Origin of the sequence: Barnesiella sp. An22 (assembly GCF_002159975.1) — a bacterium.
Lineage (GTDB): Bacteria > Bacteroidota > Bacteroidia > Bacteroidales > Barnesiellaceae > Barnesiella > Barnesiella merdigallinarum.
Window position 1 is genome coordinate 59,616 of sequence record NZ_NFJR01000008.1, and the last position, 25,765, is coordinate 85,380.

At 54.2% G+C, this 25,765-nt stretch carries 21 protein-coding genes; 12 read left to right on the plus strand and 9 right to left on the minus strand.

What is annotated here, in order from left to right; genetic code table 11:
- Positions 1-143: 143 nt before the first annotated feature.
- The 7 genes from galB to B5F38_RS09200 all read right to left on the minus strand — a co-directional run bounded on the left by galB (position 144) and on the right by B5F38_RS09200 (position 8,259).
- Positions 144-2,645 carry a beta-galactosidase GalB gene (galB, locus tag B5F38_RS09170; RefSeq protein ID WP_087408991.1) on the minus strand — a complete coding sequence of 834 codons (2,502 nt, stop codon included), beginning with the start codon at positions 2,643-2,645 and terminating at the stop codon, positions 144-146.
- A 17-nt stretch (positions 2,646-2,662) separates the two neighbouring features.
- Positions 2,663-3,397 (minus strand): hypothetical protein, encoded by a 735-nt coding sequence (locus B5F38_RS09175; RefSeq protein ID WP_087408992.1) that lies wholly within the window; start codon positions 3,395-3,397, stop codon positions 2,663-2,665.
- Positions 3,390-4,871 carry a TaqI-like C-terminal specificity domain-containing protein gene (locus B5F38_RS09180; protein ID WP_158096863.1) on the minus strand — a complete coding sequence of 494 codons (1,482 nt, stop codon included), beginning with the start codon at positions 4,869-4,871 and terminating at the stop codon, positions 3,390-3,392. Before B5F38_RS09180 ends, B5F38_RS09175 begins: the two co-directional genes overlap by 8 nt.
- A 270-nt stretch (positions 4,872-5,141) precedes the next feature.
- Positions 5,142-5,663 carry an FHA domain-containing protein gene (locus B5F38_RS09185; RefSeq protein WP_087408994.1) on the minus strand — a complete coding sequence of 174 codons (522 nt, stop codon included), beginning with the start codon at positions 5,661-5,663 and terminating at the stop codon, positions 5,142-5,144.
- A 12-nt stretch (positions 5,664-5,675) separates the two neighbouring features.
- Positions 5,676-6,773, minus strand: coding sequence for a methylmalonyl Co-A mutase-associated GTPase MeaB (meaB, locus tag B5F38_RS09190; RefSeq protein WP_087408995.1), 1,098 nt, complete (start codon positions 6,771-6,773; stop codon positions 5,676-5,678).
- A gap of 23 nt (positions 6,774-6,796) precedes the next feature.
- Positions 6,797-7,867 (minus strand): DUF1573 domain-containing protein, encoded by a 1,071-nt coding sequence (locus B5F38_RS09195; RefSeq protein ID WP_087408996.1) that lies wholly within the window; start codon positions 7,865-7,867, stop codon positions 6,797-6,799.
- A 2-nt stretch (positions 7,868-7,869) separates the two neighbouring features.
- The gene (locus tag B5F38_RS09200) at positions 7,870-8,259 is read right to left on the minus strand and encodes a DUF1573 domain-containing protein (protein WP_158096864.1); all 390 of its coding nucleotides are present in this window, start codon (positions 8,257-8,259) and stop codon (positions 7,870-7,872) included.
- Positions 8,260-8,553: 294 nt separating this feature from the next.
- Here B5F38_RS09200 and B5F38_RS09205 point away from each other — a divergent pair, with 294 nt between their 5' ends.
- The 12 genes from B5F38_RS09205 to B5F38_RS09260 all read left to right on the plus strand — a co-directional run bounded on the left by B5F38_RS09205 (position 8,554) and on the right by B5F38_RS09260 (position 23,606).
- Complete coding sequence (locus B5F38_RS09205; protein ID WP_087408998.1) at positions 8,554-9,753, plus strand: hypothetical protein; 1,200 nt, start codon at positions 8,554-8,556, stop codon at positions 9,751-9,753.
- 92 nt (positions 9,754-9,845) lie between these two features.
- Positions 9,846-11,084 (plus strand): hypothetical protein, encoded by a 1,239-nt coding sequence (locus tag B5F38_RS09210; RefSeq protein WP_143240955.1) that lies wholly within the window; start codon positions 9,846-9,848, stop codon positions 11,082-11,084.
- A 98-nt stretch (positions 11,085-11,182) separates the two neighbouring features.
- On the plus strand, positions 11,183-12,406 hold the full coding sequence (locus B5F38_RS09215; protein WP_143240956.1) for a hypothetical protein: 1,224 nt from the start codon (positions 11,183-11,185) through the stop codon (positions 12,404-12,406).
- Between the two features lie 109 nt (positions 12,407-12,515).
- Positions 12,516-12,812 (plus strand): RyR domain-containing protein, encoded by a 297-nt coding sequence (locus B5F38_RS09220; RefSeq protein ID WP_087409001.1) that lies wholly within the window; start codon positions 12,516-12,518, stop codon positions 12,810-12,812.
- Positions 12,809-14,971: a hypothetical protein gene (locus B5F38_RS09225; RefSeq protein ID WP_087409002.1), complete on the plus strand. Its 2,163-nt coding sequence runs from the start codon at positions 12,809-12,811 to the stop codon at positions 14,969-14,971. Before B5F38_RS09220 ends, B5F38_RS09225 begins: the two co-directional genes overlap by 4 nt.
- A gap of 4 nt (positions 14,972-14,975) precedes the next feature.
- The gene (locus tag B5F38_RS09230; RefSeq protein WP_087409003.1) at positions 14,976-16,808 is read left to right on the plus strand and encodes a hypothetical protein; all 1,833 of its coding nucleotides are present in this window, start codon (positions 14,976-14,978) and stop codon (positions 16,806-16,808) included.
- A gap of 87 nt (positions 16,809-16,895) precedes the next feature.
- The gene (locus tag B5F38_RS09235; protein ID WP_087409004.1) at positions 16,896-18,026 is read left to right on the plus strand and encodes a helix-turn-helix transcriptional regulator; all 1,131 of its coding nucleotides are present in this window, start codon (positions 16,896-16,898) and stop codon (positions 18,024-18,026) included.
- Positions 18,027-18,228: 202 nt separating this feature from the next.
- Complete coding sequence (locus tag B5F38_RS09240) at positions 18,229-20,280, plus strand: hypothetical protein (RefSeq protein ID WP_087409005.1); 2,052 nt, start codon at positions 18,229-18,231, stop codon at positions 20,278-20,280.
- Positions 20,281-20,572: 292 nt separating this feature from the next.
- The gene (locus tag B5F38_RS09245) at positions 20,573-21,274 is read left to right on the plus strand and encodes a nitrogen fixation protein NifU (RefSeq protein ID WP_025278272.1); all 702 of its coding nucleotides are present in this window, start codon (positions 20,573-20,575) and stop codon (positions 21,272-21,274) included.
- An 18-nt stretch (positions 21,275-21,292) separates the two neighbouring features.
- Positions 21,293-22,303 (plus strand): GGGtGRT protein, encoded by a 1,011-nt coding sequence (locus B5F38_RS09250; protein ID WP_087409006.1) that lies wholly within the window; start codon positions 21,293-21,295, stop codon positions 22,301-22,303.
- A gap of 504 nt (positions 22,304-22,807) precedes the next feature.
- Entirely contained in the window at positions 22,808-23,293 is a 486-nt protein-coding gene (locus B5F38_RS09255) for a ferritin (protein ID WP_087409007.1), read from the plus strand.
- Between the two features lie 106 nt (positions 23,294-23,399).
- On the plus strand, positions 23,400-23,606 hold the full coding sequence (locus B5F38_RS09260; protein WP_087409040.1) for a hypothetical protein: 207 nt from the start codon (positions 23,400-23,402) through the stop codon (positions 23,604-23,606).
- 83 nt (positions 23,607-23,689) lie between these two features.
- Here the strand turns inward: B5F38_RS09260 and B5F38_RS09265 are convergent, their stop codons facing one another.
- Positions 23,690-25,012 (minus strand): pitrilysin family protein, encoded by a 1,323-nt coding sequence (locus B5F38_RS09265; RefSeq protein ID WP_087409008.1) that lies wholly within the window; start codon positions 25,010-25,012, stop codon positions 23,690-23,692.
- On the minus strand, positions 25,009-25,752 hold the full coding sequence (kdsB, locus tag B5F38_RS09270; protein ID WP_087409009.1) for a 3-deoxy-manno-octulosonate cytidylyltransferase: 744 nt from the start codon (positions 25,750-25,752) through the stop codon (positions 25,009-25,011). Before kdsB ends, B5F38_RS09265 begins: the two co-directional genes overlap by 4 nt.
- Positions 25,753-25,765: the final 13 nt, after the last annotated feature.

Here is a 25,765-nt window from a genome sequence, read left to right on the forward strand (position 1 = left end):
TAATACCCGCAACAGTTTCCAACGCCTTCCCTTTTCTGGACCCCGCATCGAGGTGCGGGGTGACGGGAAACCATAAAAAACACCCCGGCACTCGGGGGAGGCCGGGGTGGTGAGGTATGCGCGGCAGATGCCGCGTGTGGGTATTATTTGCTCTCGATTACAAGAGTAGCTTTCTTCAGTCCTTTGGCGGTAGCCTCGAGGGTGATTTTGCCCGGCTCTTCGGTCGAAGCGACGATGGCAGTCATCATGCCCGAGAATACCTTCATGCGGGGCTCCTGGAACGACTCGAGCGAGGTGGGGTCGCCGTTGGCGCCGGCACGGTAGTAGCCTTTGCCTTTCACCTTGAACGAGATTTGGTTCGAGGCATTGGGGCAGAGGTTGCCCTCCTTGTCGACTACCTTGACGGTGACGAACGAGAGGTCGCGGCCATCGGCGGCAATGGTCGAGCGGTCGGCAGTGAGTTCGATGCGGTAGGGCTTGCCGGCCGTCTTCATCTCCTTCTCGGCCACGGCGTTGCCCTGCTCGTCATAGGCTACCACCTTGACGGTACCCGGTTCGTAGCGGGTATCCATCCACATGAGGCGGTAGCGTTGCTGGCGCTTGAACTGGGCGGTCGAGATGGAGTCGCCGCTGTTGTGCACGGTCACCGAGAGATCTTTGGTGCGCTTGCCCTGGCTCTTGCCGTTGATGAAGAGCTCGGCGGTGGGGTAGTTGGTATAGACGAAGACGGGGGTTACCTCACCTTCGCGGCCCTCCCAGTTCCAGTGGGGCAGGATGTGCAGCGTCTCGGCCTCGGGGTTCCAGTGGCTGCGGTAGAGGTAGTAGCGGTCTTTGGGGATACCGGCCAGGTCGACGATGCCGAAGAGCGACGAGTGGCTGGGCCAATCGGAGTAGTAGGGAGTGGGCTCACCCAGGTAGTCGAAGCCGGTCCATACGAACTCGCCCATGCAGTAGGCCAGGTCGTCGTGCTGGATGAAGTCGTCTTCGGGCAGGTTGGACCATCCGCAGTGCTCCACGTCGTAGGAGGAGGACTGGTGGTCGGGGTATTTGGGCATGGAGCGACGCTCTACGGGGAACTTGTAGACACCGCGCGAGCTGATGGTCGATGCCGTTTCACTGCCCAGAATGATGCCTTGGGGCAGATTCTTCTGGCTCTCGATATACTTGAAGGGGCGGTAGTTGAAGCCCGGCACGTCGAGCACGGCAGCCATGTTGTTGTTCACTACGGCATCGGGAGCATCCATACCCTGCGTAACGGGACGGGTGGGGTCCTCGCGGTGGCAGATGTTCTGCAGCCACAGGGTGAGTTTGGGGCCCTGGTCGCCCGACCACTGGTCGGGTACCTCGTTGCCGATGCACCACATCACCACGCTGGGGTTGTTGCGGTAGTGGCGCACGAGGTTGACGATGTCCTTCTCGGCCCACTCCTTAAATACGAGGTGGTAACCGTTCTGTACCTTGGCGGTGGCCCACTCGTCGAACGACTCGGCCATCACCATCATACCCATTTCGTCGCAGAGGCGCACCAGCTCGGGGGCGGGCATGTTGTGCGAGGTACGTATGGCGTTGCAGCCCATATCCTTGAGGATGCGGATTTGGCGGCGGATACCGGCCTCGTTGGCGATACCGCCCAACGGGCCCAGGTCGTGGTGATTGCACACCCCTTTGAACTTCAACGGTTTGCCGTTAAGGAAGAAGCCTTCGCCCTGGCGCACCTCGATGGTGCGGATACCGAAGGTGGTGGTATATTCGTCTTTCAGTTCGTTGCCCTCATAGACCTTCGAAACCGAGGTGTAGAGGTTGGGTGTCTCGGGACTCCACACGGCAGGATTTTCAACGACAAACTCCTGCTCGAAGGTGTTGTGGTCGAAGTCGTTGCCGCGCATGCGCTCGGTCATCAGGGTCTTGCCGCTGGGGTCGACAATCGAGGTCTCGATCACATAGTCGCTCATCGATTTCCCCTGGGGCATCTCCCACGAAGTTTTCTGCTCGACCTTGGCATAGCGGTCGTTCAGGTCGGTGGTGACGATTTGCGTACCCCACACCGGCACATGAGCCTCGTCGGTCACCAGCAGATGCACGTTGCGGTAGAGGCCGGCTCCGGGATACCAGCGCGAGCTCTCAGTGAAGTTCTCGAGCCGTACGGCCAGCGTGTTGCTCTCGCCCGGGCGCAGGTAGGGCGTGGCGTCGAAAAAGAAGGTGTTGTATCCGTTGGGCCAGTAGCAAGCCTCCTGTCCGTTGACGTAGACCCGGGCGTGGCTCATGGCGCCGTCGAATATCAGCGTATACTTTTTGCCCTCGATCGATTGGGGCACGTCGAACGAACGGCGGTACCAGCCGGTACCCACGAAGGGCAGACCGCCCGTGCGGCCGGCATGCTCCATGGCCTCTTTCTGGCCGTCCTGGACGATAGCCGTGTTCTGCTTGTCGTTATTGATACTGAAGGGTCCGTAGATGGCCCAGTCGTGGGGAATGCGGACCGACTGCCATTGCGAGTCGTCGAATTGCGCATCCTTGAATTGCGCGTTGTCTTCGCGGGTGAATTTCCACCCCTTCTCCAGCAGCGTCTCGGTGCGTACCTGTGTTTGTGCCGAAAGCCACAGCGGCAGGGCTAACAGCACCAGTAGTGTGAATCGTAGTTTCATAGATTTTTTATTGAGTGTTATAATGATGTCATGAGTTGAGATTCCGTATATTTCTGTTCTATTTTGTTTAAGATATTCCGTACATCCACTTCATACGGGGTGAACTCCTTTATGTTGGATTCTTTTATCCATAATTGCCCTTCCCCCGTGTTGCCCCGGTGTTGCCCTTTCGAGTAATGAGGATTGTTCACGACGTCGGCATTGGATAGTACCCAATATATGATTCGGTCTTTCCAAACCCCAATCCATACGAAAACATGGCAGCACTTCGGTTTCAGTTGTTGAAAATTCATATCAAAGCCAAAGGGGCTGCCGTAGCTCAAGGCTTTCATAATGAGGGTCTCTTTGCTTCCTCTTTTTACAGCTCTCGATGCCTTTACTTCTATTTTTATTCCGTGGTACCAAAAATCATATTCTCCCGAGTAGCCCGGATCCAATAGTGTAGAGGGGCGTTGCAATTCGGGTACAACTTCATTTAAATGACGTTGTGCCCAATTCTCTCCGAATGTGCGAGGTGCCGTAATTTCAAAGATATACAAATATTTGTTCCGATTCAAATAGGAGGAGCGAATATTGTAATAATCTTGTATGGAAATTATTTTATGGGCAATAAGATGAGAGATGATATATTCGAATTTATTGAACGGATATATGGAGTGCAGTTTGTCCAGAACATCGTCTGACAATCTGTTTTTTTCTTCCTGCGGTAATTGTGGTATTAGCTTTTTTAGTTCTATCAGTAGATTATCCATATAGAAATTTCGTTATGTAGTTTCTTTCTTCTTGCGATATATCAAAGAGGAAATATATAAAGTCTTCAATTTCTTGTCGAGCCGATGTGTTCCCGCACAATATCTCGTCGACCTGCGTACAAAGGAATCGGTCCTCTTCGGGTGTGAGTTTGGGGAAAGGTAGTTTCGAGAGATTTCCCTTTAAGATTTTTATGTCGTTGAACTGAATCTGATAGATAAACTGGTATAGTTCGGAGTTCAGGAATGCCAATACGCTTTTTATGGAAAGCGTATCGACCGACGGAATCAGCAGGTTGGCACTATTGAGAAAGAGTCGGCCTTGGTCGTCATAGGCAAATATCAACTTTTTGGAAATAAACTTGTATGCCAGTTTTTGGGGAGCCCGGTATAAGGCGTCTTTTGCACATTGTTGCAACTGGTTTCTATCGTAGAGGATAAAGTATTTGTTCTCTTTCAGCGTGTATGGCTCTATCTCTTTCCCGGTATAAATTTTTTCGAGCGAGGGGGCCGGCTCCGTTTTCAATTTACCCTTATTGTCGCCGGTTACGATACCCAAAGCCCACATGCTGTGAGTGAGGTCGTCGTGCCGTTTTCGTTCGAGTTTCCCCAGAATGGCAGCCTCGTATGAGGTGGTAACAGGGATAGCCATGGATTTATCGGTCTGGTTGAACCGGAAAGAGACTGTATAGGAATTATTCTCTTTGCACACGGTATACTGTTGCATCGATGATGAAGGCTTCTCTTTCGACAGCTTTATCTCGAAGAAGTCGGTGTATACCCCGTTGAATTTACGATTATGAATCTGTATTTCCCGTATGGCCGTATTTTTGCAGATGAAACTGCGTATGTCGTTGTGGGTTGATATGTTGAGTATCGAAATAGGTAACAGGAATTTGAGAGTTCCCTTCTTTTTCAAGAGCGAATAACTTTTTTCCAGGAACAGCGAGGCTCTCTCCTTCGACGATATGTGTTCCGAAGGGTAGATATTTTGGCGAGTTCCTCCCCATGGCGGATTGGTATAGATATAGTCGAATGTGGTAGACAGTATCTCTTTTGTTGTTTGAGGGGTCTCTATGGTAATGCCTTGCAGGAAATCGAAACAAAAGATACGGGGCGAGAAGGTGTTGTGGGGATAGCGAATGAGGAGATTGGTTTTCGCTATCATTACGGCCAAGGGATCGATGTCGATTCCGTATAAGTTCTCGGGATTTGATGCTGCTATTTGGGTCAGGAAGGCCCCGCTTCCGCAACAGGGATCTAAAAAGCGTTTGTCATTCGACAGGCAAATATCGCTTGTCATGTCCGATACGATATGCTCGAGCGTATAATATTTACCGCTTTTGTTTCGCTCTCCTTCAGGTGTCATGGCCTGATAGATATAGCCTAAAATATCCTTCTCGATGGTAAGAATCTCTTTCGATTCTATTTCGGGAATGTATTGGTATCGATTGTATTCGGCAAAAGTCTGCTGCACATGTTTTTTGTCGATGAGCCCAAAGATGGATAATCTGTAAACGCACAACGAATAGATAATGTCGTCGATGCGATAAGGGAGTGACAGGAGGTGTGATATATAGTCTTCGAGATGATATTCGGGCAGATAAGAGGTAGGTAAAACAAGTTTTCTCGACCGGCTTTTATTGGCTCGGCTGAGTAACTTGTTTGATTTGTCGACATGCAATTTTTGCCAGTTCCGTAAAGTAGCGTTAGATACTTCTTCTCTCATTCTAAAGATTGAAAATTCTTATTCGAAATACTCGTCGTCCTCCTCTTCGCCGGGGATGTGCACGATGAAGGTGGCGGCCCCTATCGACACCACGTCACCATCGTGAAGCAGGGCCCGCTCGCGGTCGCCCAGCAGGGTGTTGCGCAGGAAGGTGCCGGTAAGGCTGGGGTTGTCGCGCAGGGTGAGTTGCGGATGGCCCCCCTTCTCCTTGACGTGGATGATGCAGTGGCGGCGGTCCATGCTCATGTCGGTGGTTTCGATGGCGATGTCGACCTCGGTCCCCTTCGAGGCGCGGCCGATGAGGTTGTCGCCCGGGTGCAGCGGAAACTCCTGCCGGTAGCCGAAGGCATTCTCGAGCACGGTGATGTAGCCGTGCGAGGTATCGAGTCTGCCCCCTTCGGCACTCTCTATCTCGTCGAGGGTCATCACGAAGCGCTTGCGGCAGTTCGGGCAGATGAACGAGATGTTGCACGAGGTATCGTAGCGCGACTCGTCGAAGGTGAAGGCTTTATCGCATTTTGGGCAAATGACCTGTTTCATGGGCGGCAACTGTTATTTGGCTTGGTTGAAGTAGTAGTCGAGCACATCTTTGGCGGCCATGAACGAGCTCTGCTCGTTTTTCAGCACCTTGGCCTGTTTCTCCTCGAGCATCTTCTCGATTTGCGGGTTACGGTAGAAATGGTCGCGCAACTGTTCGTTGATGGTTTCGAACATCCAGTATTTGGCCTGCTCCTGACGCTTGTAGTCGAAGTAGCCGTTTTTCTTGACGAAGGCCACGTAGTTGTCGATCATCTCCCACACCTCGGCGATGCCTATCTCGTAGTAGCCCGAGTAGGTGAGCACCTGGGGCGTCCAGCCCGAAGGCGTGGGGGGGAACAGGTGCAGGGCGTTACGGAATTGCGCTTGGGCCAGCTTGGCCTTCTCGATGTTGTTGCCGTCGGCCTTGTTGATGACGATACCGTCGGCCATCTCCATGATGCCGCGTTTGATGCCCTGCAGCTCGTCGCCGGTACCGGCCAGCTGGATGAGCAGGAAGAAGTCGACCATCGAATGCACGGCCGTCTCCGACTGGCCCACACCTACGGTCTCGACAAAGATGTTGTTGTAGCCGGCGGCTTCGCACAGTACGATGGTCTCGCGGGTCTTGCGGGCTACACCACCCAGCGAGCCGGCCGAGGGGGAAGGCCGTATGAAGGCATTGGGATGAACCGAGAGCTTCTCCATGCGGGTCTTGTCGCCCAGAATACTCCCCTTGGAGCGCTCGCTGCTGGGGTCGATGGCCAGCACGGCCAGTTTTCCGCCCCGCTTGAGCACGTGGAGGCCGAAGGCGTCGATCGAGGTACTTTTGCCCGCACCCGGCACACCGGTGATACCCACCCGCACCGAGTCGCAGGCGTGGGGCAGACACTTCTCGATTACCTCCTGGGCGATGGCCTGGTGTTCGTAGCGGTTGCTCTCGACCAGTGTGACGGCCTGGCTCAGGATACTCGTGTCGCCTTTGATGATGCCCTCTACATATTCGGCCGCGGAGAAGGAGCGGCGACGGGCTGTCCGCATTTTTTTCAGATAGGGATTGACCGTGGGCGGTTGTTCAATGCCTTTGTTTACGGCAAGGCCGGCATATTGTGCGTCGTTCTCGGGATGTTCCATAATTTTTTTTCTGTGTTAAGAGGTTATTCAAAAGAGCCTAATACCCGGATGGGTACCGACGGACGGTTGGGGTCGTCGGTGATGAGCATAACCCGGCAGTTCAGCAGGTTGGTACGGGCCAGCGAGGGATCGACCTCGACAGTCAGCTCGGCCGACTTTCCGGGATTGATGGTGTGGCGTTTCAGTTTTACTTGCAAGGGCCGGTTTTCGTTGGTCACCTTGTGTATGGTCAATTTCGATTCCCCGTTGTTGGTAATCGTCAGGGTTTGCTTTTGGGGTTTGTTTCCTTTGATGATGCCGAAGTCGACCACCTCGGTCGATAGGGTGGCATGGCCGGCTTGCTGCCGCTCTTCGGCTGTCCATGACCCGAAGTCGTCGAGCAGGTTGGCCGATACGGTGATGGTGTTGAATGTGCTCTCGGTGTCGCTTTCGAATCCCAGTTTGAATTCATCGCGACGGAATCCCCAGTCGTCGATGGCATCGGGGTCGTAGCTTATCTTGATAATTCCCTCTTCGTCGGGGTGGAGTATGGCTGGAATCATCTCGACCGTGATATGCGAGGGTACCTGCTTGAAGATGGGAATCAGGTCGCTCTTCCCTTCGTTGCGCACAAAGAGCTGGCCTGTTTTGAGGTGCCCTTTGGGTACGTCGAAAAGAGGCATGTGCAGGCTGCGCAGCGACAGGTCGCCTATGCGGTAGGGGTTGGCTGCCCGGCGCGATTTGGACCCGATGACTACCCCCGTGATGCGCAGGGTCTCGCGGTCGGTCGAGGCGTTGGTCGTGACGTAGACCGGTTTGGAGAATCGGCCCGGACGCCCTTTGGGGTTATAGGTCACCTTGATGACACCCGAATCGTTGGGGGCCACAGGTTCTCGGGTGTATTGCGAGGCAGTACAACCACAAGTCGTGCGCACGTTGGTCACCACCAGCGGCTCGTTGCCCGAGTTGACAAACCGGAAGACGTGTGTCACCCGGCCGGTCTCCTCCTCGAAGGTGCCGAAGTCGTGCTCCTTTTCGTCGAACGTGATGCGCGGCTGGGCCAGGGTCGTGGCCAGCAGTGAGGCGAAACAGAAAGCTAAAAGGGTACGTTTCATAATTACTTCTTTTTAGAGACAACAACCCCTTCGATAATAAGTTTTACAGCCGCCTTGCTGGCATTGGTGTAGACCTTGACCTCTTTGCGGAACGGACCGGGTCGTCCTGCGGGATCGAACTGGACATCGATAGAGCCTTTGCCGTTGGGGGCAATAGGTTCTTTGGTGAAGCGCGATGCGGTACAGCCGCAGAGGCTGCGGGTGTCGACGATGATGAGCGGGGCGTTGCCCGTGTTGGTAAACTCGAACGTGTGGGTCACTTTGCCTTTCGATTCCTGGATGTAGCCGAAATCGTAGCGGGGCGACTCGAACGTAATCTTGGCCTTCCCGTTGCCGGCATAGAGCGACAGGGTAAACAAAATGGCCAGCAGCAGACACAACTCTTTTTTCATCTTCGTATTGGTTTTTCTACTCTTTGCAAATGTAGGGAATTTAGACGGGAATATAAACAGGAAGACGCGAATTTGTTTACTCGTTGTACCTCGAATTTGGGGCGGACGATTGGGGGGATACTCTCGGGCCCGACGGTCGGGAACGTGCTGCCGCTCCTCATGTCGGGGAATCGGTCGGGGTCTCCCGCCTGTCGTTGCTGTCATTGAGCTATAAACTTTATCGTCAGATAGTTTGGCAATTTTAAAATATTTTATATATTCGCAGAATATACACTGTCGTCTAATGCTGCAACTATGGGACTGTTCGATATTTTCAAGAAAGATAGAGGTTACGATATTCACTCGCTCGAATTTTGCGAGGTGGGGAAAGACGGCAAGCGCGAAACTTTACCCAGTCTCAAACATTATACCGACTCGCGTTATATCATGCCGGTGGTGAAGATGACGTCGCGTATCGACCGCACTGTCAAGATGAAAGTACGTATCACCGAGCCCGGCGGCAAGGTGCATATGTATGATTTTGACGCGCCGCTGAAACCGGGAGAAAACATGTCGGCGCAATTCCCGTGGTGGGGTTCGGAGAACCGGGATTATTTCACCACGGTGGGCACATGGCAGTTCGACGTCCTTGATGAGGACGACCGAGTGGTCATAGGCGCCCCGCTCGAGATCGCTTCATTAGATGACATTTGGGAGGACACGGGCTGGATTTATGTGACTTCGCATCTCGAATTTCGCAATATCGATTACAGCGGCAACGCAATCGACGACTGGGGGACGAGGAGTTTCGTAGAGCCCCAGTATATACAGATGCGGTGTGGGTACACTTGCTATTCGAAAGTGGAGCGGAAAGTCTCCTATCATGTGGAAATCGTGCATGAGCAGACGGGTCGAACCAAAAGCTTTGATTACACGGCCACGCTCGACCCCCGGGACGGTACCCATTGGCTGCAAATGTGCGGGTGGGGCTCGCAATCGGGCACATCTTACTCGCCGGGGAGTTATATCTATACCCTTTCCTACAAGGGGAAGCGGTTGGCAAGCGGCCGCTTCGAAGTGGCGAAATCGCCCCGCCAACGGGGTTGGATCGAGCCCGAGGCTTTGGTTCTTTATTTCTATAACACCGACGACGAGTTAAGGAAATGGCAGCTGCAAAGTGCATCGACTATTGTTGTAGGGAAGCCTGTCGAGCAGCAATCATTCAAGGGAGACAGCTATACGAGTTTGATTGCCGGTTTCCAGTGGAAGTCTCTTGAAGGGAATCACCCTTTGAAGCTGACATTCAAATTTTACTATAATGGTAATTTGCTGTACACTTGGGTCTCAAACGGAGAGACCATAGGGCGTTCCCTGCAAAAAATCATGTATTCGGGTGTGATATATCGTACTTCTTCATCTACGTTCCCGGCCGGGCGTTATCAAGTGAAGGTGTATCTCGAAACCCAAGAACTCGCCGAGCATTTTGTGATGGAGCGCACTATCGATGTTTATTGACCTCGTCGGTTCCCGACAGTCGAACGGGGTTGTCCCCCGGTGGTTTGTTTTTATGGTATTTATAATTTGTCTATTATTCTTGTTCAATTTTTATGGGACTATTTGATTTTTTCAAGAAAGATAGAGGTTACGATATTCACTCGCTCGAATTTTGCGAGGTGGGGAAAGACGGCAAGCGCGAAACTTTACCCAGCCTCAAACTTTATACCGACTCGCGTTATATCATGCCGGTGGTGAAGATGACGTCGCGTATCGACCGCACTGTCAAGATGAAAGTACGTATCACCGAGCCCAATTCCAAGGTCCATGTGTATGATTTCGACGCACCGTTGACTCCGGCCGAAAACATATCGGCGCAACTCCCGTGGTGGGGGTCGGAGAGCCGTACCGCTTTCTCCAAAACGGGTACCTGGCGGTTTGAGGTGCTGGACGAAAACGACGGGGTGGTAATCGAGGCTCCGCTCGAAATCGCCTCGCTGGACAGCCTTTGGGAGGAGAAGGGGTGGATTCATGTGACTACACATCTCGAATTTCGCAATATCGATTACAGCGGCAACGCAATCGACGACTGGGGAACGAAGAGTTTCGTAGAGCCCCAGTATATACAGATGCGGTGTGGATACACTTGCTATTCGAAAGTGGAGCGGAAAGTTACCTATCATGTGGAAATCGAGCATGAGCAGACGGGTCGAACCAAAAGCTTTGATTACACGGCCACGCTCGACCCCCGTGGCGGGTGGTTGCAGATGTGCGGTTGGGGCTCGCAATCGGGCACATCCTACTCGCCGGGGAGTTATATCTATACCCTTTCCTACAAGGGGAAGCGGTTGGCAAGCGGCCGCTTCGAAGTGGCGAAATCGCCCCGCCAGCAGGGTTGGATCGAACCCGAGGCTCTGGTTCTCTATTTCTATAATACCGACGACGAATTGAAATTGTGGGTAGCTTATGATTGTGGCATGAATTTGGATTTGGCCAAAGGCGAACTGATTAAGCAGCAGACATTCAAGGCCAATGCGTATAAAAAAGCCGTAGCCGGTTTTCAATGGCGCTCTCTTGAAAAGGGGCATCGGCTGAAACTGACATTCAAGTTTTATATGGATGGCCGACTGGTCTATTCCAATTCTTCACATGTGGTCACTCATGATCCCGACCTGACCAAACAAGATATTTTTGAACAGGATTTCGAGGTCTCCGGGTCCATGCGGCTGGAAGACTCTAATGGAGAGTTGCACCCTTTCCCGGCCGGACGTTATCAAGTGAAGGTGTACCTCGAAACCCGGGAGCTCGCCGAGCATTTGGTCATGCAACAGACCATCGATTTGATGAAATAGGTCGAAAAAGGGTGACTCGGGTAAGAGCGGATCCCATGGATTATTTGTTGCTTTTGTATATTCGCATAATCACTCATTAACCTCATCTAATAAGACTTATGGGACTGTTTGATTTTTTCAAGAGAGACCGGGGCTATAAAGTCCATGCGCTCAATTTTTGTGAGGTGGGAAAAGACGGTAAACGGGATTCCCGTCCGGAGAATAGGCTTTATAACAACGCTCGCTATGTGATGCCCGTGGCGAGGATAACCTCGCGTATCGAGCGCAAGGTTACGATGACGGTGCGCATGACGGCTCCCGATGGCAAGGTGAACAGCTATGATTTCGAGGCGCCCTTGCAGATTTGTGAGAACCGGCTGGCCAATCTGCCGGCCTGGGGGTCGGAAGAGGGAACCGCTTTTAAAACCGTGGGCTGGTGGGAATATGAGCTTTTAGATAAGAAAGGAGAACTTATAATTAGTTCCCGGCTCCACATTGTCCCGGTCGAAGAACTTTGGGACGAGCAGGGGTGGATTCGCATCGAGTCGGATTTCCAGTTTCGCAACAACGACAGCGAACAGACGGTAATCGACGACTGGGGCACCGGGAGTTTTGTCTCTCCCCGCTATATGGCGATGCGTTGCCGATATTCCAGCCTGTCGGATGTCGAGCGCGAGATTACATATGATGTCGAAATCAGAAACGAGCAGACGGGCAAGACGAGCCGATTTGACCACACGGTGACCCTCGACCCGGCCGGAGGCTGGTTGCAGATGTGCGGCTGGGGCAGCGATTCGGGCAACTCCTACGACCCGGGACGTTACACCTATCTGCTTTGTTACAAGGGGCGGCAGGTGGGCAGCGGGCAGTTCGAGGTCGAGCGGTCGCCTATGCAGCGTGGCTGGATTGAGCCGGTGGCTCTGGTGTTCTACTTCTACAACGACGAGAAGGAGATGACAGACTGGGTTGCTTACGATTGCGGACTCTCTCTCCTCGAAGGGGGTGTGGCCCGACAACTCCAGTTCAGGGCCAATGCCTGTAAGTACATGATTGCCGGATTTCAGTGGCGTTCGCTCGAGGCGGGTCACCCCTTGAAACTGACCTTCCGGTTCTATCTGGACGGCAATCTCATATACTCCTGTTCCAGAGACCGGGAGACCGAGCCTTTCGACCCGCAGAGCCTCTTCTATAAAGATTTCGAGATTTCGGGAACCTTTTGGTACGAGCGTTCCGACGGCTCCGTCGACACATTCCGGGCCGGGCGTTATCAGGTGAATCTCTATCTCGAGACCGATGAGCTGCACGAGCATCTTGTGATGCAGCGCACGCTCGAGTTGCGGTGAGATGGACTCTCGACAGATTTTTGTAGGATTGACGGTGTGAAATTTGTTTCGGTTCCCCGATAATACTATCTTTGTTATTAAAATTAAAAAATCGTTTATCCGTAATATCATGGAAAAAGAGACCTATACGCCGGCACCGCTCGATACTTCGGGCGAGGTGTTGCCCGAGGCATTGACTTCGCTGATTGAAGCCTTGGCGAAAAACGTACATGAGGTGTGGGCCCAGTCGCGCCTGGCCGAAGGGTGGCGCTATGGCGAGCGTCGGGACGACGTGGCGAAGACGCACCCCTGCTTGGTGCCTTATGAAGAGCTGCCCGAAATCGAGAAAGCGTATGACCGAAATACAGCCCTGGGGACCTTGCGGTTTATCCAAGCGGCGGGGTTTGAAATCGTAAAACGGAAATGAAACGGTTGAAGGAGCTTTTCAGATACCCGGTAATCGGTATCGACCGCATCTTGTCGTCGGGTATTCGGTGGCAGTTGCTGTTTTTGGTGGTAGTTATTGCCTTTTTTATACTGCTGTTTATCGTTATCGAGTGGGTCACCGGCTGTACGCTCACCATCAAGGAGAACGAGCCGCGCAACATTCTGCTCGATGTCTATTACCATTTTGCCGACCCGGGCAACCAGTATGTGGTCGAGGGGACGGGCAACAGGGTGCTGACCTTGTTTATCTCAATTACGGGTTCGGTGTTAATGGGCGGACTGCTTATCTCGATTTTCTCGAACATCATCGACCGCCGAGTAGAGCGAGCCCGTGAGGGACAGATAAGTTATAAATTCAAGAACCATTATGTCATTATCGGGTTTGACAAGATGGCTATCGGGCTCATCAAGCAATTGTACCGAATGGCGCAAAGCGACAATCGAGTTAAAGATATTCCCTATCTGTTCGTAATCCAGACGACCAGCGAGGTAGAGACCGTGCGCCACGAACTGTTGTCGAAACTCGATGACGAGATAGACCGTCGCACCATTATCCTGCATGGCGGGCGCGATTCGCGTGAAGATTTGGAGACATTGCATCTGTCCGATTGTCAGGAGATTTTCCTCTTGGGAGAGGAGGGCGAGACCGATCACGATTCAGTCAATATCGAGAGTGTGACGTTGATTAACCGTATTTTGCGGAATCATTATACCCCCAAAACGCTGAGCGGTTTGAAAAGACTGGTGAGTGATGAGCTGGCGGGTTGCAAGCGGTGTCATGTCTTGTTCGAGGCACAATCGACCTTTGCCGTATTCCAGCGGAACAACGTCGAAACGGTGTTTAAAAAACGTACCGATACCGACAATTTGTGGTACACGACAATGCGTAATTCGTTGAAAGATAATCAATCGGATTTGGCTCAATTGGAGTCTTTGAAAACGGAGTACGACAAACGGACCGAGAAGTTAATCGATTTTCTGCCCTTCAACTTCTACGAGACTTGGGCCGAGAAGGTGCTGGTGTGGGGGAAATACGACCCGCATAACGACGGTGTAGCCCCCATTGTCTATACTCCGCTCGACGGCGAAGGTATCGACTACGAGAGCAATCGCCATGTGCACCTGGTCATTGTGGGCATGACCAGTATGGGGGTGGCTCTGGCCATGAAGGCAGCGCACATTGCTCACTATCCCAACTTTGTGCGAGACCCCAAGTTGAAAACCCGCATCACCTTTATCGACCTGAATGCCGATACCGAGTTCGATATGCTGCGAGGCCGATATAGTGCGCTCTTTGAGCAATGCGACTATCGGGTAGTCGATACGCTTGATGACTCGCGCAGTTATGAGCATAAGGGCACGGGGTTGTCCGACATTGAGTTTGAGTTCGTAAAGGGAGCGGTCGAGAGTCGGCTGGTACAGAAATTGCTCGAATCATGGACGAGTGCCGAAAATCGGAGTTTGCTCACTATCGCTATCTGTTTCGAGGTGCCCCAGAAGAGCATTGCTACGGCTCTCTACATGCCGCAGGAGGTCTATAAAAGAGCCCTCTCGATACTGGTACGGCAAAACGTGTCGTGCTCGACCATCGAGCTGGTGCGGCAGGCCCGTCAGTACAATGGGCTGAGGGCTTTCGGCATGCTCGACGAGTGCTACGATATAGATGATAACAGTCTGTTTCAGGCCAAACGGGTCAATTTCATTTATAATAAAATAAAACCGGAGAAGAAGGAATGGGTGCCTTTGGATGATACCCAGGCCGATGAGCTGTGGAAGAGCCTCACGACGGTATATCGTTGGTCCAATATTTACAACGCGCACTCCATCCCGACCAAGTTACGCAGCTTCGGATTGGAGGAACCCGAGAATCTGTTGGCGGATAAAGATCTGTTGGAGAAAATGGCCCAGGTCGAGCATAACCGATGGGTGATGGAGCGGCTGATTCAGGGGTATCGACCAACTACGCCTGAAGAGAATCAGTTGATAAAATCGGGAAAGAGAAATAAAAAGGAGATAGAAAATAGTTGTTTTGCTCATATCTATCTCAAACCGTATGCCCAATTGGATGAAGAGATCAAGGATAATGACCGCATGATTATGAAATATCTGTGGCGCATCAACAAGCCTTTAGCCGAGTAGATTTATGGAAGAGATACAACACGATTACCGCGACCGTCTCGAAGCCAACGCCCGGGAGGCGGCGCGGATAAAGGGGCGCATTCGGCTCATCGGGTTGCTTCGCCTGGTCGTCTTTGTGGGGGCCGTGGCGGGCATCTATCTGCTGCGCGAGGCGGGAGCCTGGGCGTGGGGCTCGGTGGCTCTGGCCGGGATTGCTGTGTTTCTGGGGCTGGCCCGGGTGCACGACCGGTGGTTCCGCCGGAAAGAGTTTGCCGATTGCCGCGAACGGGCTATTCGGCGGGAACTCGCTCTGCTCGAATACCGCTTCGAGGGCATCGACGGCGGCGACGAGTTTATCGACCCCACACACGATTACAGTTTCGACCTCGACCTCTTCGGATCGAAATCGTTCTTTGCCTACCTCAACCGCAGTGCTACGGCGGTGGGACGCCAGGCACTGGCCCGCACCATGTTGAGCCCCGACCTCACGGCCGACACCATTCGCCGGCGGCAGGCTGCAATCGAGGAGTTGAGCCGTTGCACCGACCTGCGCATCGACTTCCAGTCGTGGGGCGCCTGCTCGGGCGAGAGCCCGGCCGACAGCCGTTTGCTGGAGCAGTTGGCCGCGTTGCCCCGCTTCGGCACGGGACGTTTGGTGCACCGTCTGATTCTCGCCATCCCCGTCCTCTATCTGGTATTGGTCGTTTTGTGGCTGGCCGGTGCGATAGCCGGCAGTGTGATTGTGTGGCCCTTTATCGCCTTGCTGGCCGTGGCTGGTGTGCTGGCCAAGCGGGTGACCCGCTTGCAGGAGCAGCTCAATGGCGCGCTGGCCTCCCTGTCGCACTACGCCCGCCTGTTCGAGATGGTAGAGCAAAACCGCTTCGAGAGCGAATGGCTGGGCCAACTGCAACGCGTGTGTGTCGACGGTCACGGCTCGGTTTCGCAGCGGGTGGCCCGGTTGCGTCGGTTGCTCGGCAACCTCGACCAACGCTGTAACTTCGTGGGCTTCACGGTACTCAACGGCTTTCTGCTGTGGGACCTGCGGCAACTCAATGCGCTGAATCGCTGGCTCGACGAGAACCGCGAGCAACTGCCCCGTTGGCTCGATGTGCTGGCGCAGTTCGACGCTCTCTGCTCACTGGCCACCTTCCGCTACAATCATCCGCACTACGTCTTCCCCCGGATTGTGCTCGACCGTCGGCCCGTGATGCAGGCCGAGGCGTTGGGGCATCCCCTCATTCCCCGCGACCGCTGTGTCTGCAACGACGTGGCCCCCATAAACGAAGGCTCCTTCCAGGTCATCACCGGGGCCAACATGGCCGGCAAGAGCACCTACCTGCGCACCATAGGTATCAACTACCTGCTGGGGTGCATGGGAGCCCCCGTGTGTGCCCGCAGCATGACCTTCACGCCGCTGCCCCTCTTCACCGGTCTGCGGGCCAGCGACTCGCTGGCCGACAACGAGTCGTACTTCTTTGCCGAGCTCAAGCGGCTGCAGCAGATTGTGGTGCGGTTGCGTGCCGGCGAAAAACTCTTTGTCATCCTCGACGAAATTCTGCGGGGCACCAATTCGGTCGACAAGCAGACCGGCTCGCTCGCCCTGGTGCGGCAGTTGGTCGAGGCCGGTGCCGCCGGCATCATCGCCACCCACGACCTGGTGCTGGGCCAACTGGCCGAGAAGTTGCCCGGGCAGATAAGCAATTACCGGTTCGAGGCCACCATCGAGGGCGACGAACTCACCTTCACCTATCGCCTGCAACCTGGCATTGCCCGCAACATGAACGCCTGTTTCCTGATGAAAAAGATGGGTATCATTCCCGCCGAAGCCTCCGAGAGCGATTCCTGCGAGTATGAATGACAATCTTGATTTTTTGGACCGATTCCGAGTGCGAATTAACCGGAAATCCTTGTACCTTTGTATCTTGTTGTCGCAAAGTGTGAAAAGATGAATCTTGCTCTCTATGATTATTCATTGGGCATAGCCTTGGTGCTGATGCTGTTTTTTGCCGGCTATTTTCTGGTGGGCAAAACTCCCGACAAGCCCATATTCGTCAACTATCTGCGTTCGCGCCGCATCATGGGTGTAGCCTTGCTGGTGTTGAGTGCCAACTACTCGGTACACCTCTTTTGCGGGCTTCGGCCTCTTCACGAGCAGGAAGCTATCCTGATGAACCTCTCCACCTACTTCATGGCCTATTGGTTGTTCAGTGCAGCCCTTACCATATTGCTCGACCGCTTTTTCCTGACCCGCCGTCGCTTCTGGCGGCACATGGGCTATTGGGCGCTGTTCACCGCCCTTTCGGCCCTCCTTCTCACGGCCGTGCCTTCGGGGCCCGTGCAGCAGGTGGGGCTGGTATTCCTGGCATTGTGGTTGTTGGCCTATGGCCTATGGCTGGCCCGCAGGCTCATCCGCACCTACCGATGGGCGGTGCGTCTGTTCGACGACACGCACTCCGAGTATATCGCGGCCTATATCCGCTGGATGTCCATCTTCACTTGGTGGGCGGTCATCTATGGGGTCAGCTGCGGGGTGCTCACCTTCCTGCCCGACCGGTATTTGTTCCTGTGGGTGCTCTCTTCCATACCGTTCTACATTTACCTCTATGGCTCCTACATCAACTACCTGCTTTTCTACGAACAGGTGGAAAGCATCCTGGAGCAGGAACCTCTCGAAGATGAAGATGCCGACGACCTTGTTCCCGTCGAGGAGGAAATGCTGCTGGGCCCGCAGCCGTATCGGAAGAAGCTGGAAATACGCCTTGCCGCCTGGATTGGGAGTCAGAGATATACCAGTCCGAAGCTGACTATCGGCGACCTGGCCCTTGAGTTGGGCACCAACCGCACCTACCTCTCTGACTACATCAAGTCTGTCTATCAGGCTTCGTTCCGCGAGTGGATTGCCGGGTTGCGCATCGAGTATGCCAAGCAGCAGATGATGGAGCATCCCGAGTTGACGATTGCAGCCATATCCGAGGAGTCGGGGTTCCTTTCGCTGAGTTATTTCACCCGGATTTTTACCGAAAAGGAGGGGTGCTCGCCCTCCAAGTGGCGGAAGAGTTTTGTAGAGGAGCAATAAGGCAGCCCTGTTTTTTTGTGCCTTTTCTGTCATTCAGCACCCAATTCACATAAAATTTTTGCTCTATCAACAATTTTTTTTGCTCTATCAACAAAAATTGCTCTGTAAGGGGGGGATGGCGGTTGTTTTGCCTTTGGGTTATGGTTATTTTTGTTTGACCCGACAGGGAGACAACAGATGCCATCACTAAAAACTTGAAGATATGAAATCGCTTTACACAGCCATCGCCTTTCTGGCGATAATGACAACCTCACAGTTGAGTGCCCACGACCACAGCGACGGATGGATTCCGTTACCGGCAAGCGGGGACACGATTGGGACCGGCTCTACCGACGAGCAGCCGGCCATGTATTATCTCACCGGCGACACCAGGCTGGAAGCCGACCTCGTCATAGCCGACGGAGCGGTGGTTACCCTGTGTCTGAATGGTTACCAACTGACCGGCCTGGGCGACAACCCGGTTATCAGTGTCGATGCTTCCAAACTCACGGTGTGCGACTGTCAAGAGGGGAGCGAAGCTCCGGAGCACCAGCACCGGTATTATAGAAATGAGGAAGGACGGTTCGTGTTCGACGACGGGTCGGACGAGTGGAACACTCAGTATGAGGCAGCCGATACCATCGGCGTGATTGATGGCGGTGTAATTACCGGTGGCCTTACCCTTGGAGGTGTCTTTGTCGATGGGGAGGGAGCTTGCTTCACGCTCGAAAGCGGTGCGATAGCCGGCAATCGATCTACTCGCACTAATTTAGGCCCTATCGGGGGTGGCGGTATCGCTATCTGGGATAGTAGTGATGAGCCGGGTGAGATGGAAAGAAGGGTTGTCATCAACGGCGGTCAAGTGGCCGGTAACACCTCGGTTTCGGGAGGTGGAGGTATATTTGCCTATGAGGCTTTGACCCTGAACGGGGGCAAGATATGGGGCAACAGAGCCGACAAAGGAGGTGGTGTCTATATCTCAGGATCGAGAGCACACTTCGTGATGAACGGTGGAGAAATATCGGGCAACAACGGGATAAAAGATGCCGGAGCGATTTACGGATATCTCTACTCCCAGTTTACGCTCAATGGCGGTCTGATTATTGACAATGTTTGCGAGGGCTCCAACTCGGGTGGAGGAATTTACATGAATCAAGCGAGATCCCTCGTTATCAACGGTGGTCTCATTTCCGGTAATATCGGTTATTTCGGAGCCGGCGTTTCGACTAACTGGGTGGACACTATCTCCATCACAGGCGGTGTTATCATCAATAACTCGGCCCCGGGCGATGAATTTCGTGACAAAGACATCTTTATCAACCGACAAGATGGTACTCAATTATCCATTAAGGGGGGATATATGGGCAGGTTTGAGGTCAACCAGGTATGGGGCAATTACAACGTCGTTGAAGGTGGCTTTTTCGTGGAGCCGACAATCACAGACTACTTGACGGAAGGAGCCATAGCCATACCGGTGGGCGAAGGTGTGACCGGGTATCGCGAGGGCTTCCCTTATGGGGTGTACAAACGGAATACGAGCGGGACGGATATTGCGCTGGACATTACACCCGGAAACCCGGTGTATGACCAAGCCCCGATAGAGGCTGGTATCGACTTCACGGTAGAAGGTATTCCCGACAGTTTCTCGGCCGTCTATGCCTACCGTACGGACACCATCGAACCGTTCGCCTATGGATTGCCGGCCGATGCCGGGTCGTACCATATCCTGTCCACCCTGGTGGACAACCAGGGACAATGGTATGGGCAAACCCCGTTTGACATCACTATTGACAAGGGAGAATGGCCGGGCGAAAAGCTGGCTACCGGCATGATTGCCGCCGGGCATGGCGACTCCATTGCCCTGCCCGAAATTCCCGAAGGAGCCTACTTTGGTACACCCTCGGGCGACACCCGCATACTCGACGCCCACATAGCCGACGGCTACCTCTACTATACGGGTAGCGACGACATCGAGCCGGGTGAGGTATATACGCTTCTCATCCCCGTGGGCGAAGGGGTGAACTACCGTATCTTTGCCATTCTCGTGCAGCTCACCGGCAACGAGGTGAGCGGTATCCAGTCGGTCGATGGGGATAACCTCCGCATCTTCACTACCCCCGGCCAGTTGCACATAGCGGGCACGTCAGCCCCGGCTACCGTCTATAACCTGCAAGGTCGCCCGGTATATCGGGGAACCGACCGCACCATCACGCTGTCCGGTGGAGTCTATATCGTGCAGGTGGGCGATACCGTGCGGAAAGCGGTCGTGCGGTAAGTGCTGTCGTTACAGCGGCATGTCGCCCGCGATAGCATGAGAAACAGAAATTGCGTAACGCACAGAATCAAGTCCCGGCTCTTGAGGCCGGGACTTTGCTTTATCGAGAACAGGGCATCGCCGCCTACAGGTCGCCCTTCGCCTCGCCGGCCGGGGAGGTATAAATATGCCGGGTCCCTTATTTTTTTGATGCGATTGCCCGGGGAAAGCCCTTGTTTACATGAAGAAAAAAACTTATCTTTGCATCGCTGAAAAGAGCATAAAAATACTCATCAAATAAAAAGAGCGAATTATGGTTTATTCACACGAAGTAGAACACATGTGTGTTGTAAAGAAAGGTCCTAATCACGGACCGGCTCCTATCCCCGAAGAGGGAAAATGGGTGAAAGCAAAAGAAGTGATTGATATTTCGGGCTTGACCCACGGTATCGGTTGGTGCGCTCCTCAACAAGGTGCTTGCAAACTGACGCTGAATGTAAAGAACGGTGTTATCCAAGAAGCTCTGGTAGAGACTATCGGTTGCTCGGGTATGACTCACTCGGCCGCTATGGCATCGGAGATTCTCCCCGGTAAAACCATCTTGGAAGCCTTGAATACCGACCTCGTTTGCGATGCCATCAACACGGCTATGCGCGAACTCTTCCTGCAAATCGTTTACGGTCGTACCCAGTCGGCCTTCTCCGAAGGCGGTCTGATGATCGGTGCCGGTCTCGAAGACCTCGGTAAAGGTCTGCGCAGCCAGGTAGGTACGCTGTACGGTACGCTGGCCAAAGGTCCCCGTTACCTCGAAATGACCGAAGGTTACATCAAGACGCTGGCTCTCGACGAAAACGACGAAATCATCGGCTACGAATTTGTTCACATGGGCAAATTCATGGAAGAGGTGAAAAAAGGAACCGACGCCAACGAGGCTCTCAAGAAAGTAACCGGTACCTACGGTCGTTTCACCAAAGAGGCCGGTGCAGTGAAATATATTGATCCCCGTAACGAATAAAATAAGGAGGAAGAGACTATGATTAGAGAAGTGAAATTTGAAAGTCAAGACCGTCGTATCAAGCAAATTCTTGCTGCCTTGAACGCCAACGGCATCAAAGATATTGAAGAGGCCAACGCCATCTGCGAATCTTACGGACTCGATCCTTATAAAACTTGCGAGGAGACTCAACCTATCTGCTTCGAAAACGCCAAGTGGGCCTATGTAGTAGGTGCCGCCATCGCCTTGAAGAAAGGTTGCAAAAACGCCGCCGACGCTGCCGAAGCCATCGGTATCGGTCTGCAGTCGTTCTGTATCCCCGGTTCGGTAGCCGACGACCGTAAAGTAGGTCTCGGTCACGGTAACCTTGCTGCCCGTCTGCTCCGCGAAGAGACCAAATGCTTCGCCTTCCTGGCCGGTCACGAGTCGTTTGCCGCTGCCGAAGGTGCTATCAAAATTGCCGCCAAAGCCGACAAAGTACGTAAAGAGCCCCTCCGTTGCATCCTCAACGGTCTGGGTAAAGACGCTGCACAAATCATCTCGCGTATCAACGGTTTCACCTACGTACAAACTCAGTTCGACTACTATACGGGCGAATTGAAAGTGGTTCGTGAAATCCCCTACTCCAAAGGCGAACGCGCCAAAGTAAAATGCTACGGTGCTGACGACGTACGCGAAGGTGTAGCCATCATGTGGCACGAAGGCGTAGACGTATCGATCACGGGTAACTCGACGAACCCCACGCGTTTCCAACACCCCGTAGCCGGTACGTACAAGAAAGAGTGCGTAGAGAGAGGCAAGAAATACTTCTCCGTTGCATCGGGTGGTGGTACGGGCCGTACCCTGCACCCCGACAACATGGCTGCCGGTCCCGCCTCTTACGGTATGACCGACACGATGGGTCGTATGCACAGCGACGCTCAGTTCGCCGGTTCTTCGTCGGTACCTGCCCACGTAGAGATGATGGGCTTCCTCGGTATCGGTAACAACCCCATGGTAGGTTGCACCGTAGCTTGCGCCGTAGACGTAGCCCAAGCCCTGAACAAGTAATCGATAACACTATCGATATGACAAACCCCTGCAACTCGTGCGAGTTGCAGGGGTTTTTGTTTATGACATACCGCAGCGTGACGGAGTGGACTAGTCATACCGCGCTCCGACGCGGTATCCAGGGATACCCGTTCATGTCATTTCGCGCTGTGACGCGGTATCCAGAAATACCGGCAAAGGCTGGTACCCGCAAGCGACACTTTACTGGACCCCGCATTGAGTGCGGGGTGACACGGTGTGCATTGGGAGTTGTGAGGAGTGTTGGAACATATCGTGCTACGGTGCGGTATCCAGGTCGTGCCGGCCGTGGCCTGCCAAAATGTCCACGCCGGGAATCGGACAAGATGGCGCCGACGGCGAAAATACGGCATGAAAATGGGGACGGAGCGATACCGTGATACTGACAGTGGGGCATATAGGCCGCCCGGTTGGCGGTTGGTACAATTTTTGTAGTACTCTCTGTGGTTTTGAGAACTGAATATTAAACTTAAAAAACATAGCATTATGATCTCACAGAAATTACAAGAAGCCATTAACGTACAGATTACGGCCGAGATGTGGTCGTCGAACCTTTATCTGTCGATGTCGTTCTATTTCAAGAAATTGGGATACGACGGTTTTGCCAACTGGATGCGTAAACAATCGCAGGAAGAGTTGCAGCATGCTTACGATTTGGCCGACTATATGGCTAAACGTGGCGGTGTAGCTAAAGTGGATAAAATCGACGTAGTTCCTCAAGAGTGGGAAAACGTGCTCGATGCTTTCGAGAACGTATATCAACACGAGTGCCACGTATCTTCGTTGATCGACGAGTTGGTCAACGTAGCTTCGGCCGAGAAAGATAAAGCTACTCAAGACTTCCTCTGGGGGTATGTTCGCGAGCAGGTTGAAGAAGAGGCTACCGCTCTCAACATCGTTGAGAAACTGAAACGCTGCAAAGACGAATCGGGTGTCCTCTTCCTGGACGACAAACTGGGCGAAAGAGAATAATCGATCGTTGAGTTAAAACCTCTGTTGTGATTGAAAAGAATTGCCCCGATAGAAACTCTGTTCCTGTCGGGGTATTTTTTTGTGTAATCGTAAAAACGCATGAATGATGAGAAAGTTGCTGTGCCCGCAATGTAAGGTCTCGGCCCTGTATGTGAAGAACAGCGGGGGCGAACGGCGGTCGGTCTATGTGACGGACGATTATCGGGTGGTGCCTCGCAACGAGGGCGAGAGCCTCGAAGGGTTCGACCTCGAGACGGTCTATTGCATGGGCTGCTCGTGGAGCGGCTCGCCCCGCCGGCTGGTGCTGCGGTAGTGCCGACGGGTGAGGGTGCCGCAAAAAAATCCGGTTCTGCAGATGGTTGCAGGACCGGATTTTTTTATGGGTCGGAGGTCGGGTTATCGGGGTAGCGACAACTCGGGAATCTTCTCGCGGTCGCCGGCTACGGCTATGTAGAAGCGGTCGGGCTCCAGATAGCGGCGGGCCGCCTCGAGCAGGTCGTTGGCGGTGAGCCGGCGGATGGCCTCGTCTTGCCGGGCAAAGTAGTCGGTCGTGAGGGCGTTAGCCTTGAGCGACAGGTAGTAGTCGGCAATGGAGAAGGGCGAGTCGAGGGTGCGGGCCATGTCGCCGCGCAGGTAGTTCTTGACAACGGTCAGCTCGTCGGCGGGGATGGGTTCGTGGCGCAGCCGCTCGATTTCGGCAAAGACCTCGTCGATGAGGGGGCGGGTGAACTCGGTGCCGGTCTGGGTAGAGATGACCAGGTAGCTGCCGTATCGCATGGCGGCTACCGACGAGGAGATGCCGTAGGTGTAGCCCTTCTCCTCCCGGATGTTCGACATGAGGCGGCTGCCGAAGTATCCGCCCAGCGCGGTGCAGAGCAGCTTGAGGGCGAAGAAGTCGGGGTGGTCGCGATTGATGACCGGCAGTCCCAGCCTGATGCCTGATTGCAGGGCGTGCTCCTTGTGGGTGATGGCGATGTGCTGACTGGCCGGTTCTATGGGGTAGACGGGGTCGGGCGTCGGCTCGTCGGCGGGACCTTGCCACGTTTGGCCGAAGTGGTGCTCCAGGTTGTCGAGCAGGCGGTCGGTCACCTTGCCGGCGACGAAGATGTGGCATCGGTCGGGGCGGATGTGCTGGCGGTGGTAGGCCCGGAGGTCGTCCGTGACGATGCGCTCGAGGTGGGCGGGGGTGACGATGCGTCCGTAGGGGTGCTCGCTGCCGAAAATCTGTGCCAGGAAGGTGTCGGAGGCCAGCGAGTCGACCTTCTCGTTCTGCACGAGCAGTTGCTGGATGCGTCGCTCCTTCAGCCGGTCGAACTCGGGCTGCGGGAAGTCGGGGCTGGTCACGATGTCGGCCAGCAGACCGATGCAGGTGTCGAGATGCCGGTTGAGGGTGTAGAGGGTCACATACTGGTAGTGGCTCGATGTGGTGGTTTGCAGCCAGGCCCCGTGGTAGTCGAAGGCCTCGGCTATCGCTTCGGAGCTTTTGCCGGCAGCCCCCTCCTTGAGCATGAGCAGGGTGAGCGAGGCTGTGCCGGGCCGGATGTCGGCATAGTAGCCGCCGTCGAACATGAGGTCGACGCGGCATACCTCTTCGTCGCCCAGGTTGCAGGCTGTCACTTCGATGCCGTTGGTCAGGCGATAGCGTTGGGGCTCGGGCAGGGCGAGCGGAGGGAATGCCCCCACAGGCGGAGGGGTTATGCGGTCGAGAGTCGTGGTCATGGCAGTAATGTGATAGCTTTTTCCAGGTCGGCCGGGGTGTCGATGCCGATAGTCTCCTGGGTGGTGATACCTACCTTGATGGTGTAGCCGTTTTGCAGCCAGCGCAGCTGCTCGAGCGATTCGGCCAGTTCGAGCGACGACTGGGGCAGGCAGGTGATTTGGCCCAGCACGTCGGCCCGGTAGCCATACATGCCTATGTGTTTGTAATAGGTGTGGCGGGCCAGCCATTCGGCCGGTTCCACACCTCGCAGGTAGGGGATAACCGAGCGGCTGAAGTAGAGGGCCTCGTGCCGCTCGTTCAGCACCACTTTGGGCGAGTTGGGGTTGGCCAGCGCTTCGTATCCCTCGGACGCCTCGAAGGGCCGCACGAGGGTGGCAATCTGGATTTGGGGCGAGTCGAAGCAGGCGATGAGGCTCTCGATCTGCTCGGGTTTGATGAAGGGCTCGTCGCCCTGGATGTTGATGACTACATCTTCGTGACCGCCCAGCGTGCGGTAGGCCTCGAAGCAACGGTCGGTGCCGCTGCGGTGCTGGGCCGAGGTCATCACCACCTCTCCGCCGAACGACTGTACGGCGTTGAAGATGCGGTCGTCGTCGGTGGCCACACACACGTGGTCGAGCACTTTGCGGGCCTGTTCGTATACCCGCTGAATCATGTATTTCCCTTTCATGTCGGCCAGCGGTTTCCCGGGGAATCGGGTCGATGCGTAGCGGGCCGGAATGATGCCTATGAATTTCATATCGGTAGTTGTT

Bases quoted from the DNA above. Each gene is read 5' to 3' on its own strand.
- meaB (WP_087408995.1), bottom strand. From the start codon at position 6,773: ATGGAACATCCCGAGAACGACGCACAATATGCCGGCCTTGCCGTAAAC.
- B5F38_RS09205 (WP_087408998.1), top strand. From the start codon at position 8,554: ATGGGACTGTTCGATATTTTCAAGAAAGATAGAGGTTACGATATTCAC.
- B5F38_RS09225 (WP_087409002.1), top strand. From the start codon at position 12,809: ATGAAACGGTTGAAGGAGCTTTTCAGATACCCGGTAATCGGTATCGAC.
- B5F38_RS09240 (WP_087409005.1), top strand. From the start codon at position 18,229: ATGAAATCGCTTTACACAGCCATCGCCTTTCTGGCGATAATGACAACC.
- B5F38_RS09265 (WP_087409008.1), bottom strand. From the start codon at position 25,012: ATGACCACGACTCTCGACCGCATAACCCCTCCGCCTGTGGGGGCATTC.
- B5F38_RS09245 (WP_025278272.1), top strand. From the start codon at position 20,573: ATGGTTTATTCACACGAAGTAGAACACATGTGTGTTGTAAAGAAAGGT.
- B5F38_RS09185 (WP_087408994.1), bottom strand. From the start codon at position 5,663: ATGAAACAGGTCATTTGCCCAAAATGCGATAAAGCCTTCACCTTCGAC.
- B5F38_RS09195 (WP_087408996.1), bottom strand. From the start codon at position 7,867: ATGAAACGTACCCTTTTAGCTTTCTGTTTCGCCTCACTGCTGGCCACG.
- B5F38_RS09220 (WP_087409001.1), top strand. From the start codon at position 12,516: ATGGAAAAAGAGACCTATACGCCGGCACCGCTCGATACTTCGGGCGAG.
- B5F38_RS09175 (WP_087408992.1), bottom strand. From the start codon at position 3,397: ATGGATAATCTACTGATAGAACTAAAAAAGCTAATACCACAATTACCG.
- galB (WP_087408991.1), bottom strand. From the start codon at position 2,645: ATGAAACTACGATTCACACTACTGGTGCTGTTAGCCCTGCCGCTGTGG.
- B5F38_RS09200 (WP_158096864.1), bottom strand. From the start codon at position 8,259: ATGAAAAAAGAGTTGTGTCTGCTGCTGGCCATTTTGTTTACCCTGTCG.
- B5F38_RS09250 (WP_087409006.1), top strand. From the start codon at position 21,293: ATGATTAGAGAAGTGAAATTTGAAAGTCAAGACCGTCGTATCAAGCAA.
- kdsB (WP_087409009.1), bottom strand. From the start codon at position 25,752: ATGAAATTCATAGGCATCATTCCGGCCCGCTACGCATCGACCCGATTC.
- B5F38_RS09255 (WP_087409007.1), top strand. From the start codon at position 22,808: ATGATCTCACAGAAATTACAAGAAGCCATTAACGTACAGATTACGGCC.
- B5F38_RS09210 (WP_143240955.1), top strand. From the start codon at position 9,846: ATGGGACTATTTGATTTTTTCAAGAAAGATAGAGGTTACGATATTCAC.
- B5F38_RS09260 (WP_087409040.1), top strand. From the start codon at position 23,400: ATGAGAAAGTTGCTGTGCCCGCAATGTAAGGTCTCGGCCCTGTATGTG.
- B5F38_RS09215 (WP_143240956.1), top strand. From the start codon at position 11,183: ATGGGACTGTTTGATTTTTTCAAGAGAGACCGGGGCTATAAAGTCCAT.
- B5F38_RS09230 (WP_087409003.1), top strand. From the start codon at position 14,976: ATGGAAGAGATACAACACGATTACCGCGACCGTCTCGAAGCCAACGCC.
- B5F38_RS09235 (WP_087409004.1), top strand. From the start codon at position 16,896: ATGAATCTTGCTCTCTATGATTATTCATTGGGCATAGCCTTGGTGCTG.